Genomic DNA, 11,921 nt, shown 5'->3' with positions numbered 1-11,921 from the left:
GGCCTGCTCCACCTCGGGCGGTACGGAGACATTCTCCAGCACGAAGCTGGTCACCTCGATGCCGTACTTCTCGACCATGGCCGGGTTGATGATCTGCACCAGCGCCTGGCCCAGGTCGCCATAGCGCGTGGCCACGTCCAGCACCGGCACCTGGGCCTTGGCCAGGGCCTCGGTGAAGACGCTGACGATGCGCGAGCGCATGGTGTCGGCAAACTCGTCGATGCGGAAGTTCTGGTCCGTGCCCGCCACTTCCTTGAGGAACAGCGCCGGCTGCACGATGCGGAAGTCGTAGGTGCCGAAGGCGCGGATGCGCACCACGCCAAAGTCCTTGTCGCGCATCAGCACGGGGTTGGAGGTGCCCCACTTGTTGCCCGTGAACAGGCGCGTGTTGATGTAATAGACGTCGCACTTGAAGGGCGACTGGAAACCGTACTTCCAGCCCAGGATGGTGGACAGCACGGGCACGTTCTCGGTGCTCAGCGTGTGCTTGCCGGGGCCGAACAGGTCGGCGTACTGGCCGGCGGCCACGAACTGCACCTGCTGCGATTCGCGCACGATCAGCTGGGCGCCGTTCTTGATTTCCTTGTCGTCGTCCGGCCAGCGGTAGGAGAGCGTGTCGCGCGAGTCATCGGTCCATTCGATGACCTCGATCAGTTGGTTCTTGATGATGTTGAACAGGTTCATGCCACGCCTCGCCCGCAGGGTTACAGGAAAAAGATGGAAAACATTGTAGGGGCCGGATACGCCGCCCCTGGCGGGGGTGTTTTCAAAAAATGTAGCTGTTTGCGTACGTCTGCCGGGTGTTTTGAAGTCATTTCGATTGAAAGCCATTGAAAAACAAGCGCTATCAGCTCACTTTTTGATGCAAGCCGGCCTGCCGGGCGCTGTGGCGCCGGGGCCGGCTGCGTCAAACCCCGGCCCGCGGGCCTAAAATCGCTGTTTTGCGCGCCCGTGCGCGGCACCCCGCGTGCCCGTTGGCCGAGCGCATCCACACCGACCCCAACGCGCCCGCGCCGCGCACCAAGACACCTTCTGAAGTCATGCTGACCTTCCAACAAATCATTCTGAAACTGCAGTCCTACTGGGCCGAACACGGCTGCGCACTGCTCCAGCCCTATGACATGGAAGTCGGCGCCGGCACGTCGCACACCGCCACCTTCCTGCGCGCCATTGGTCCCGAGCCCTGGAAGGCTGCCTATGTGCAGCCCAGCCGCCGCCCCAAGGACGGCCGCTATGGTGAGAACCCCAACCGCCTGCAGCACTACTACCAGTTCCAGGTGGTGCTCAAGCCCGCGCCCGACAACATCCTGGAGCTGTACCTGGGCTCGCTCGAAGCCCTGGGGTTCGATCTGAAGAAGAACGACATCCGTTTCGTCGAAGACGACTGGGAGAACCCCACGCTGGGCGCCTGGGGCCTGGGCTGGGAAGTCTGGCTCAACGGCATGGAGGTGACGCAGTTCACCTACTTCCAGCAAGTTGGCGGCATCGACTGCAAGCCCATCACGGGCGAGATCACCTATGGCCTGGAGCGTCTGGCCATGTACCTGCAAGGCGTTGAAAGCGTGTACGACCTGGTCTACTCGAAGGATCCGGCCGGCAACATCGTGAAGTATGGCGATGTGTTCCACCAGAACGAGGTCGAACAGTCCACCTACAACTTCGAGCACAGCAACGTCGAGTTCCTGCTCGATGCCTTCACCAATTACGAGACGCAGGCCAAGTACCTGATGGAGCAGAAGCTCGCGCTGCCCGCCTATGAGCAGGTGCTCAAGGCTGCACACACGTTCAACCTGCTGGATGCCCGTGGCGCGATCTCGGTGACCGAGCGCGCCGCCTACATCGGCCGCATCCGCAACCTGGCGCGTGCCGTGGCCGCGGCTTACCTTGACAGCCGTGCCCGTCTGGGCTTCCCGATGGCCCCCAAGGCCTGGGCTGACGAGGTGATCGAACAACTGAATAACAAGAAGGCTGCCTGAACATGAGCACCGCGAACCTCCTCGTTGAACTGTTTGTTGAAGAGCTGCCACCCAAAGCGCTCAAGAAGCTGGGTGAAAGCTTTGCCAATGTGCTGGCAGACAGCCTGAAGTCGCAAGGGCTGGCCAAGGCGGATGCCGTCGTCACGGCATTTGCTTCGCCTCGTCGTCTGGCCGTGCACGTGACCGAAGTGGCCTCCAGGGCCGCGGATCAGGCTGTGCAGCAAAAGCTGATGCCGGTGGCCGTGGGCCTGGATGCATCCGGCAACGCCACGCCTGCGCTGCTCAAGAAGCTGGCTGCATTGGGTGCCGGCCCGGAAGCGGTGGCGGGCCTCAAGCGTGCACCGGATGGCAAGGCCGATGCGCTGTTCTTTGACAGCGTCAAGGCGGGTGCCACGCTGGCCGAAGGCTTGCAAAGAGCGCTGGACGACACCATTGCCAAGCTGCCCATTCCCAAGGTCATGACCTACCAGCTGGAGCAAGGCGAAGGCGCCAACTTCCAGCCGGGCTGGACCAGTGTCAACTTCGTGCGTCCTGCGCATGGCCTGGTGGCCCTGCATGGTGATCAGGAGGTGCAGATTGGCGCCTTGGGTCTCAAGGCCGGCCGCAGCACCGTGGGGCATCGCTTCGAGGCACGCGTCGAGAAGATCATCCTGCTGACGGCTGACACGTATGCCGAGCAGATGCTGCATGACGGCGCCGTCATTGCCAGCTTCGCCGAGCGTCGCGCCGAAATCGAGCGCCAATTGGCGGCCGCTGCGGCCAAGGCCGGTGCCGACCTGAAGCCGATCGAAGACGACGCCTTGCTGGACGAGGTCACGGCCCTGGTCGAGCGCCCCAATGTGCTGACGGGCCGCTTCGAGCAGGCCTTCCTGGAAGTGCCTCAGGAGTGCCTGATCCTCACCATGAAGGCCAATCAGAAGTACTTCCCGCTGCTGGACGCATCGGGCAAGCTGACCAACCAGTTCCTGATCGTCAGCAACATCCGTCCGGAGGATCCGAGCGCGGTGATCGGCGGCAACGAGCGCGTGGTGCGCCCGCGTCTGGCCGATGCCAAGTTCTTCTTCGATCAGGATCGCAAGAAGACACTCGAGTCGCGCGTGGGTGGCCTGGCCAAGGTCGTGTACCACGGCAAGCTGGGCACGCAGGGTGACCGTGCCGAACGCGTGCGCGCCATTGCCCACGAGATCGTCAAGCAATGGAGCCTGGCCACCGTGCCCTTCACGGTGGACGCCAAGGACCACTTCGACGTGCTCGACATCAAGGCGCAGCAGGCTGCACGCCTGGCCAAGACCGACTTGCTGACCGACATGGTGGGCGAGTTCCCCGAACTGCAGGGCATCATGGGTGCGTATTACGCGCGCCATGAAGGCCTGCGTGACGGCGTGGCCATCGCCATCGAAGACCACTACAAGCCCCGCTTTGCAGGCGACGCGCTGCCACGCAACCACACCGGCACCGTCGTGGCCCTGGCTGACAAGCTGGAGACACTGGTGGGGCTGTTCGGTATCGGCCAGTTGCCCACGGGTGACAAGGATCCGTTTGCCCTGCGCCGTCACGCCCTGGGCGTCATCCGCATCCTGGTGGAAAACAACCTGCCGCTGGATCTGTCGGCACTGATCGCCGCCGTCATGCCCGTGTTCGGCGAGCTGATCAGCAACCCGGCCGAGCACCTGCTGAGCTTCTTCTCGGATCGCCTGGCCGTGTCGCTGCGCGAGCAGGGCTACAGCGCCCAGGAAGTTGACGCCGTGCTGGCGCTGCAGCCCGAGCGCCTGGGTGATGTGCCTCGCCGCCTGGCGGCAGTGCGTGCCTTTGCCGCGCTGCCCGAAGCCGCAGCACTGGCTGCCGCCAACAAGCGTGTGGGCAACATCCTCAAGAAGGCCGAAACCGAGGTGGAAGCCAAGGTCGATGTCGCCTTGCTGAAAGAGGCTGCCGAAGCCGCGCTTTACGAGGCATTGCAGGCGGCTGCGCCAAAAGCACGCGCAGCCTTCGAAGAAGGTGACTACACTGCAAGCTTGCAGGCGCTGGCCGTGCTGAGAGCACCCGTTGACGCCTTCTTTGACAGCGTCATGGTCAATGCCGATGATGCTGCCCTGAAGGCAAACCGCCTGGGTCTACTGGCCACGATGCACAAGGCCATGAACCAGGTTGCGGATATCTCCAGACTGGCGGCGTGATCTCTTGTCTGGACGCATCCACCCCGGAGAGGGCATGAAACTGGTCATCCTCGATCGCGACGGCACGATCAACCACGAACGCGAGGACTACATCAAGTCCAGCGACGAGTGGGTGCCGCTGCCCGGCGCACTCGAGGCCATTGCCCGGCTGAACCATGCCGGCTGGCATGTGGTTGTGGCCACGAACCAGTCCGGCATCGGTCGCGGCCTGTTCGACATGGTTGCGCTCAATGCCATGCACGCCAAGATGAACCAGTTGCTGGCGAGGGTCGGTGGTCGGGTCGAAGCGGTGTTTTTCTGCCCGCACACGCCGGAAGACCATTGCACCTGCCGCAAGCCTTTGCCCGGCCTTTTCCAGATGATCGGTCAGCGTTTCGGGCGCAGCCTGGATGGTGTGCCGATGGTCGGGGATCTGCCGCGTGACGTGCTGGCGGCGCAATCGGTGGGGTGTGAGCCTCATCTGGTTCGCACCGGTCAGGCCGCCACGATGAGCGAGGCTGATCTGTATGACCTGCGCCAGCGCGTGCCTGATCTGACCATTCACCCGGATCTGTCTGCATTTGCGGATTTCCTTATCCTGCGGGATCGCAAGGCCCATGGCGAAGACAGCCCGGTCGCGACCCATATGGGGGAGTTGACTTGAAACTCCCCGTGCCGATGCAGCTGGCTCTGTGGGGGGACGAAGAGTTCCGCGCTGAACCGCCGTCGGCTATCTCTGTCGTACCTCATTTTTTTCCTCCTTTGACTGCTGCTGTATCGCCGCTTGCGGCCCCTCCTTTGTCTTCGTCTTCTTCACTGGCATCCGATCCCGCAGGGCGGGGCGATGGCTTGCCAGCCCTGGATGACGCACCTGCGTCGTCCACCACGTCCGCCTTGCGGGCGCCTCATCATCATCACGTCGAGTGCCACCCTGTCAGTGGTCTGCCCTGGTTCCGTCACCCTCAAGGCGAGCATGAAATCCGTCTGGGCAAGGCGGTGGTGTCTTATGAAATCAAGCGTGCCCGTCGCCGCTCCATTGGCATGGTGGTGGGCGTCGAGGGCTTGAGCGTGCGTGCGCCGCGCTGGGTGTCGTCGACCGATATCGAGACGGCCTTGCGTGCCAAGGAGCGCTGGATCTGCACCAAGCTCGTCGAGCAGCGCGAGCGCGCCCAGAAGCAGTTGTCCGCGCGCATTGACTGGCGTGAGGGGGCCACCGTGCCCTACCTGGGCGATTCGGTGGTGCTGGTGCTGGACCCTCGCATTGAAGGTGCCGTGCTGCATGAGCCGTCGGTGCTGGTCGAGCGCGCCTTGCCGGGTGTGGCCCAACGCACCTTGCACCTGGGACTGCCTCAGAGTGCGTCATCCGATCAGATCCGCGATGCCGTGCAGGACTGGCTGCAGCAGGAGGCCGTCAAGGTCTTCCAGGCGCGGGTGCCCATCTACGCGGAGCGCCTGGATGTGTCGGTGCGCAAGGTCAGCCTGTCTTCTGCGAAGACGCGATGGGGCAGTGCCAGTGTGGATGGTTCCATCCGATTGCACTGGCGTCTGATCCACTTCGGCATCGATGTCATCGATTATGTCGTGGCCCATGAACTCGCTCACCTGCGCGAGATGAACCACAGCCCCCGTTTCTGGGAGGTGGTGCGTTCGGTGATGCCAGCGTTTGATGGCCCGCGCGACCAGCTTCGCCACGCGGTCATTCCCGACTGAGAGGGTGCCCGGGATGAGGCCTGACTCAGGCCTTGTCGTACAGCCAGGTGCCTTCCGGCGAGCGACTGCGCTTCAACTGGCCGCGGTGCCACAGGTAGTTGAGGTGCGCGATGGCCTCGCCCATGGCGAAGGTGGTCTGGTGCAGATCGAGTTGCCGCTTGAACAACACGGGCAACATGTCGGCAGCATGGCTGGGCCTGGCGCTGCAGGCTTTCAGCACGTCATTCAGGCGGTCGCGGTGATGGTCCTTCAACTGCTGAATGCGCGCGTGGATGCCGGTGAAGGGCAGGCCATGCGAGGGCAGGGCAAGCGTGTCGGCCGGCAGGGCGGCCATGCTGTCCAGCGAGTCCAGAAACAAGCCCAGCGAGTCCCCTTCGGGTTCGAGATCGACCACGCTGACATTGGTCGAGATGCTGGGCAGCAACATGTCACCCGAAATCAGCAGGCCGTCGCGTTCGTTGAACAGCGAGATGTGCTCCGGGCTGTGGCCGTAGCCGGCGATGCACCGCCATTCACGCTCACCGATGGTCAGGCGCATGCCATCCATCAGGCGGCGGTAGTCATAGGGCACCTGAGGCACCAGTGACTTGAAGTAATTGCTGCGTCCGCGGACCTTGCTCACGTCGTCCGGCTTGTTCAGGCCGTGTTCGGCAAAGAAATCTGCCGCGCGAGGTCCGCCAAAGCCGGTGGTCGATTCGCAGGCGAGTTGGGCAGCGAAGTGGTCCGTGGCGCTCATCCACAGGCGTGCGGGCTCGCCGGGGGCGCTGAATTGCTCGATCAGCCATTGGGCGTTGCCAACATGGTCGGGGTGCATGTGGGTGACCAGCATGCGCGTCAGAGGCTTGCCAGCCAAGGGCGCTTGCCACAAGGTCTGCCAGGCCTCACGGATGGCTTCGGTGGCCACGCCTGCATCCACGATGGTCCAACCTGCCTGGCCACCGGTGCTGTCGTCCAGGGCCCACAGATTGATGTGATTGAGCGCGAACGGCATGGGCATGCGGATCCAGTGCACGCCCGGCCGCAAGGTCATCAGCTCGCCGGTCTGGGGGCGAGCCTCGCCCAGTGGATAGTGCAGGGTGGAAGGCTGGTTGGGCATGGCGCTCGCAGGGATGAATCTGCGGACCATTGTGCCTTGCGTGCTTGCGGGGTGTGTCCTCAAATCCTTCGGATGCCCGGGCGCCAGAGCGTGGCGGGCGATAACAATGGGCTCGTCATGGGAAATGGCCTGGCTGACACGCTTCTTTTGCGTTGGGGCAGCAGGATCGGGGGCATCCCTTACTACACTCCCTCCTATGACACTTGACCACTTGTTTGACAACAACCGGGTCTGGGCGCGCGACATCGAGCAACGCACGCCTGGTTTCTTTTCGAGACTGCAGCAACAGCAGTCTCCCCAGTACCTGTGGATCGGCTGTGCAGACAGCCGTGTGCCGGCCAATGAAATCTGCGGCCTGCTGCCAGGTGAGCTGTTCGTGCATCGCAATGTGGCCAACGTGGTGGTGCACTCTGACCTGAACTGCCTCTCCGTCATGGAGTTCGCCATTGACTCGCTCAAGGTCAAGCACATCATGGTGGTGGGGCACTACGGGTGCAGTGGCGTCAAGGCGGCCATGGAGAACCTGCGCATCGGGATTGCCGACAACTGGCTGCGCCATGTTCAGGATGTACGGCACCAGCACAAGGACTGGCTGTTCAGCCTGCCTGAAGGGCAGACCCGGCTGGATGCCTTGTGCGAACTCAATGTGCTGGAGCAAAGCCTCAACGTCTGCCACACCACCGTGGTGCAGGATGCCTGGGAGCGTGGCCAGGAGGTCATGGTTCACGGCTGGGTATACGGCTTGCATAATGGCTTGATCAATGACCTGCGCATGTCCGTGGCCAATCCGGTGGCGCTGGTCGAAGCCTATTCGGAAGCGCTGGCCAAGCTCAAACAGCGCTACGCAAGCAGAACCTGATCACGTCCGCCCGTTTCATTCGTTCACTCAAGGCAAACGATGTTTCCACAACAGCTGACCGACCCACGTGTCTTTGAAATCGCCAAGGCCTTGCTCGATGGCTTCGACCGCCACTACAAGATCTTCAGCGAAACAAGTGCGCAGTCCAAGAAGCGGTTCGAGGAGGCCGACTGGCACGGCCAGCAGACGGCGCAGCGTGTGCGCATCGAGTTCTACGACTTGCGTGTGGATGAAGCCGTCGAGCGCCTGGAGCAGGACTACCAGGCCAGCACCTTGCCCATGGAGGTCTGGCACCAGATCAAGCTGTTCTACATTGGTTTGCTCACCGGCCACAAGCAGCCGGAGCTGGCCGAGACCTTCTTCAATTCGGTCACGATCAAGATCCTGCACCGCAAGTACTACAAGAACGACTTCATCTTCGTTCGCCCCGCCGTGTCGACCGAGTACATCGATGACGATGAAGGCGAGGGCAATGCCACCTTCCGCGCGTACTACCCCACGCGGGAGAACCTCAAGGCGATGCTCAAGACGCTGGTCGTGAACTACGAGCTGTCCATCCCCTTCGAGGATCTCGATCGGGACATCGGCTTCGTGCACGAGGCCTTGCTGGAGCAGATCGGCGACGTGCGCCTGCGCACCAACTTCCAGATCCAGGTGCTGTCCTCGCTGTTCTTCCGCAACAAGGGCGCCTACATCGTCGGCAAGGTGGTCAACGGCTTCCGCAGCCTGCCATTTGCCATCCCCATCCTGCACAACTCCAAGAGTCGCCTCTACATTGACGCGGCCCTGTTTGGCGAAGACGATCTGCTGGCGCTGTTCAGCTTTGCGCGCGCCTACTTCATGGTCAACATGCCGGTGCCTTCAGCCTATGTGCAGTTCCTGCGCACGCTGATGCCGCGCAAGCCCCGTGGCGAGCTCTACAGCGCCATCGGCCTGCAGAAGCACGGCAAGAACCTGTTCTATCGGGACTTCCTCTTCCACCTCAAGCATTCGAGCGACAAGTTCCGCATCGCCCCTGGTATCAAGGGCATGGTCATGCTGGTGTTCGATCTGCCGTCCTATCCCTTCGTGTTCAAGGTGATCAAGGACTACTTCCCGCCGCAGAAGGAAACCACGCGTGCGCAGATCATGGGCAAGTACCAGCTCGTGAAGCAGCACGACCGCGTGGGGCGCATGGCCGACTCGCTGGAGTTCACCAACGTGGCCTTCCCTCGTCATCGCTTTGACGATGAGCTCATCGAGGAGCTGCGCAAGTTCTCGCCCAGCGTCATCGAGGAGGATGAAGATGGCAAGGTGCTGATCCTCAAGCACCTCTACATCGAGCGCCGCATGGTGCCGCTCAACATCTACATCCAGGAAGCGGCTGGCGAGTCGCTGGAGCATGCCGTGATCGAGTACGGCAATGCCTTGAAGGACCTGGTGGCGGCCAACATCTTCCCTGGCGACATGCTGTGGAAGAACTTCGGTGTCACGCGCAACGGCAAGGTCGTGTTCTACGACTATGACGAGATCGAGTACGTCACCGATTGCAACTTCCGCAAGGTGCCCGAGCCGCGCAACGAGGAAGACGAGATGTCCGGCGAGATCTGGTACTCGGTCGGCCCACACGACGTGTTCCCCGAAACCTTCGGGCCCTTCCTGCTGGGTGATCCGCGCGTGCGTGCCATCTTCATGAAACACCATGCCGATCTGCTGGAGGCAGACTTCTGGCAGCAGCACAAGGAGCGCATCAAGGCGGGCTACGTGCACGACGTGTTCCCGTATGACCGGGCGCGGCGCTTCGTGCATCGCATCCACAGCGCGCAGACGCCCATCGATCCATCGGATGAGATCGCACCAGCCGAGGAGCCGGTCGATGTGCGGCCTCTTGGGCGCGAGGTGCACGACCAAGGGACGCTGTCGGGCTTCACCACGGGCGGCGCGGCCAGCGGCGACTGATCCTGCTGCTGCCCACCGTGCTGTGCGTCGGGCATGAAAAAGGGGGCGTCAAGCCCCCTTGTTCTGTGACGCCAGTTTCCGGCTCACCAGAGTTGCCACCAGGGCTTTTTGGCCGGCGCTTGCGCCGCTTCGGCTTGCCCGCCCAGGTAGCTGCTGTTGGGGAAGCTTTGCTTGAGCACGCGCTGGGCATCGTCACGCAATTGCACCAGCCCGAGGTTGTCGTAGGCCTTGTACATGATGTAGAGCGCTTCTTCGATGGCCGGCGATTGACGGTAGTCCTTCACGGCCTGTTGCGCCCGGTTGGCCGCGGCCAGGTTGGCACCCCGGCGCAGGTAATAACGCGCCACATGCACTTCACCCGCTGCCAGGGAGTTGACGATGTGGTTCATGCGCAGGCGTGCGTCCGGCGTGTACTTGGAGTTGGGGAAGCGTTCGCTCAGGAGCCGGAATGACTCGTAGGCATCGCGAGATGCCTGCTGGTCGCGCTCGGCCAGATCCTGGCTGGCCAGGCGACCGAACAGCCCGAGGTCATCATTGAAATTGACCAGGCCTTGCAGGTAGTAGGCGTAGTCCAGCGCGGGGCTGGTCGGGTGCAGGCGGATGAAGCGTTCCAGCTTGGCCAGTGCCTGTGCCTTTTCGCCCGTCTTGTAGTACGCGTAGGCCAGGTCGATCTGAGCTTGCTGGGCCAGGATGGTCCCGGAAGCGCGGGCTTCGACCTTTTCCAGGCGCTTGATCGCGCTTTCGAAATTGCCGTCAGCAGCCTCGTCCTTGGCGTCTGCGTACAATTTGTCCGGACTGATGTTGGCAAACTCGTCTTGAGGGGCCGTTCCGCATGCCACCATGAGGGCGCTCACGGCCAGTGCCAGCAGGCCGGCACGTTGGCCGGTCCAGTTGCTCCAAGAGGTGTTCTTCAGCAGTTTCACGTGTTTATGTTGCGGATTGCTCCGCTTGCAGTCCCGCCTTGCAGCGTCGGAACCCGCAGTATAGAAGCCCTCGGGCCCATCTTTGTTCCCTTACCAGGTTTGTTTGCCACATGGCACGTCGTCCCCGCATTGATTCCCCTCCCGCCGTTGCTGATCTGTCCTCAGAGGAGCTGGTCGATGTCGACATGCCTGATGACGACTGGGCGGATGCGCCGGTGCCTGTCATGGCAGCCAGCGGGCAGGAGCCCGAGCGGCGCACGCTGCAGGTCGGCGCAGACGCGCACGGGCAGCGCCTGGACGTGTTCCTGGTGAGCGGGGCGGGGGAGTTTTCGCGCAGCCACCTCAAGAACCTGATCGATGAAGGCTGTGTCGAGGTCGATGGCAAGGTGGCCAGTTCGGCTTCCCGCAAGGTGCTGGCGGGCCAGCAGGTCGTCGTCCTGCTGAAGCCGACGGCACAGAGCCAGGCCTTTCAGGCAGAAAAGATGGACCTGCCCATCGTCTTCGAAGACGCACATCTTCTGGTGGTGAACAAGCCGCCAGGTCTGGTCGTTCATCCTGCTGCGGGCAATTGGACGGGCACGCTGATGAACGGCCTGCTGGCGCATCACGCTGGCGCAGCCGACTTGCCCCGCGCCGGCATCGTGCACCGCCTGGACAAGGACACCAGCGGGCTGATGGTGGTGGGCAAGACGGTGACGGCCGTCACCGCCCTGACGCGTGCCATCGCTGCGCGTGAGGTGAGCCGGCAGTATCTGGCGCTGGTCCATGGCCAGGTGGCGGAGTCGTTTTCGGTGGAGTCGTCCATCGGCCGGGATCCGACCACCCGCATCAAGATGGCGGTGGTGCCATCGGGCAAGCCCGCTCGAACCGATGTGCGGCGTCTCCTGGTGGGTGACTGGGCCCCCAAGCCTTTGACCGGCAAGGACGATCAACTGCTCGCCCGCCGTTTCAGCGGTGTGTTGTGCACCTTGCACACCGGCCGCACGCACCAGATTCGCGTTCACATGAGCAGCCGGCGTCACCCCCTGGTGGCCGATGCCCTGTATGGCGGGGCGCCAGCGCTGGGCATGACGCGTCAGGCCTTGCACGCGGCCAGGTTGTCCTTCGTGCACCCCGCGACCGGGCAGACGGTGAAATTCGAGGCACCGTTGCCCGAGGACATGGCCGCGGCCTGGGCCCTGCTGGAAGCCTCCGTGCAACCGGCTTGATGATCTGCGCCAGATTTCGCGTAACTGGTGCATAATGCACCGACAGATATCGGGTCAA

Annotated in this window: 10 protein-coding genes; 7 read left to right on the top strand and 3 right to left on the bottom strand. The window is 62.8% G+C overall.

The window, feature by feature from the left end:
* Positions 1-684 (bottom strand): SPFH domain-containing protein (locus tag VFW93_RS17085; RefSeq protein WP_329695150.1); only part of this gene is annotated, 684 nt, incomplete at its 3' end.
* 356 nt (positions 685-1,040) lie between these two features.
* Here VFW93_RS17085 and glyQ point away from each other — a divergent pair.
* From glyQ to VFW93_RS17065, 4 genes are all read left to right on the top strand, one after another.
* Positions 1,041-1,976, top strand: a complete 936-nt coding sequence (glyQ, locus tag VFW93_RS17080) for a glycine--tRNA ligase subunit alpha (RefSeq protein ID WP_329695149.1) — start codon at positions 1,041-1,043, stop codon at positions 1,974-1,976.
* 2 nt (positions 1,977-1,978) lie between these two features.
* Positions 1,979-4,150: a glycine--tRNA ligase subunit beta gene (gene glyS, locus VFW93_RS17075; RefSeq protein ID WP_329695148.1), complete on the top strand. Its 2,172-nt coding sequence runs from the start codon at positions 1,979-1,981 to the stop codon at positions 4,148-4,150.
* Positions 4,151-4,184: 34 nt separating this feature from the next.
* Complete coding sequence (gene gmhB, locus VFW93_RS17070; protein ID WP_329695147.1) at positions 4,185-4,793, top strand: D-glycero-beta-D-manno-heptose 1,7-bisphosphate 7-phosphatase; 609 nt, start codon at positions 4,185-4,187, stop codon at positions 4,791-4,793.
* Positions 4,794-4,927: 134 nt separating this feature from the next.
* Positions 4,928-5,839, top strand: a complete 912-nt coding sequence (locus tag VFW93_RS17065) for a SprT family zinc-dependent metalloprotease (protein WP_329695146.1) — start codon at positions 4,928-4,930, stop codon at positions 5,837-5,839.
* Between the two features lie 25 nt (positions 5,840-5,864).
* On the opposite strand, the gene VFW93_RS17060 is transcribed toward VFW93_RS17065, so the two are convergent.
* Complete coding sequence (locus tag VFW93_RS17060) at positions 5,865-6,935, bottom strand: MBL fold metallo-hydrolase (RefSeq protein ID WP_329695145.1); 1,071 nt, start codon at positions 6,933-6,935, stop codon at positions 5,865-5,867.
* A gap of 196 nt (positions 6,936-7,131) precedes the next feature.
* On the opposite strand from VFW93_RS17060, the gene can reads away from it, so the two are divergent.
* Both can and aceK read left to right on the top strand, forming a co-directional pair.
* On the top strand, positions 7,132-7,794 hold the full coding sequence (can, locus tag VFW93_RS17055; protein WP_329695144.1) for a carbonate dehydratase: 663 nt from the start codon (positions 7,132-7,134) through the stop codon (positions 7,792-7,794).
* A 39-nt stretch (positions 7,795-7,833) separates the two neighbouring features.
* Complete coding sequence (aceK, locus tag VFW93_RS17050) at positions 7,834-9,732, top strand: bifunctional isocitrate dehydrogenase kinase/phosphatase (protein WP_329695143.1); 1,899 nt, start codon at positions 7,834-7,836, stop codon at positions 9,730-9,732.
* Between the two features lie 83 nt (positions 9,733-9,815).
* On the opposite strand, the gene VFW93_RS17045 is transcribed toward aceK, so the two are convergent.
* Entirely contained in the window at positions 9,816-10,649 is an 834-nt protein-coding gene (locus VFW93_RS17045; RefSeq protein ID WP_414639715.1) for an outer membrane protein assembly factor BamD, read from the bottom strand.
* A gap of 116 nt (positions 10,650-10,765) precedes the next feature.
* On the opposite strand from VFW93_RS17045, the gene VFW93_RS17040 reads away from it, so the two are divergent.
* Complete coding sequence (locus VFW93_RS17040; RefSeq protein WP_414639714.1) at positions 10,766-11,863, top strand: RluA family pseudouridine synthase; 1,098 nt, start codon at positions 10,766-10,768, stop codon at positions 11,861-11,863.
* Positions 11,864-11,921: the final 58 nt, after the last annotated feature.

The sequence above is a fragment of the Aquabacterium sp. genome, from assembly GCF_036279675.1.
Classification (GTDB): Bacteria; Pseudomonadota; Gammaproteobacteria; order Burkholderiales; family Burkholderiaceae_C; genus Aquabacterium.
Note: the sequence above shows the minus strand (reverse complement) of the source record. Positions and strands in the feature narration are given on the sequence as shown.

Coding starts and splice junctions, on each gene's coding strand:
- VFW93_RS17040 (WP_414639714.1), top strand. CDS start 10,766: ATGGCACGTCGTCCCCGCATTGATTCCCCTCCCGCCGTTGCTGATCTG.
- can (WP_329695144.1), top strand. CDS start 7,132: ATGACACTTGACCACTTGTTTGACAACAACCGGGTCTGGGCGCGCGAC.
- glyQ (WP_329695149.1), top strand. CDS start 1,041: ATGCTGACCTTCCAACAAATCATTCTGAAACTGCAGTCCTACTGGGCC.
- glyS (WP_329695148.1), top strand. CDS start 1,979: ATGAGCACCGCGAACCTCCTCGTTGAACTGTTTGTTGAAGAGCTGCCA.
- aceK (WP_329695143.1), top strand. CDS start 7,834: ATGTTTCCACAACAGCTGACCGACCCACGTGTCTTTGAAATCGCCAAG.
- VFW93_RS17060 (WP_329695145.1), bottom strand. CDS start 6,935: ATGCCCAACCAGCCTTCCACCCTGCACTATCCACTGGGCGAGGCTCGC.
- gmhB (WP_329695147.1), top strand. CDS start 4,185: ATGAAACTGGTCATCCTCGATCGCGACGGCACGATCAACCACGAACGC.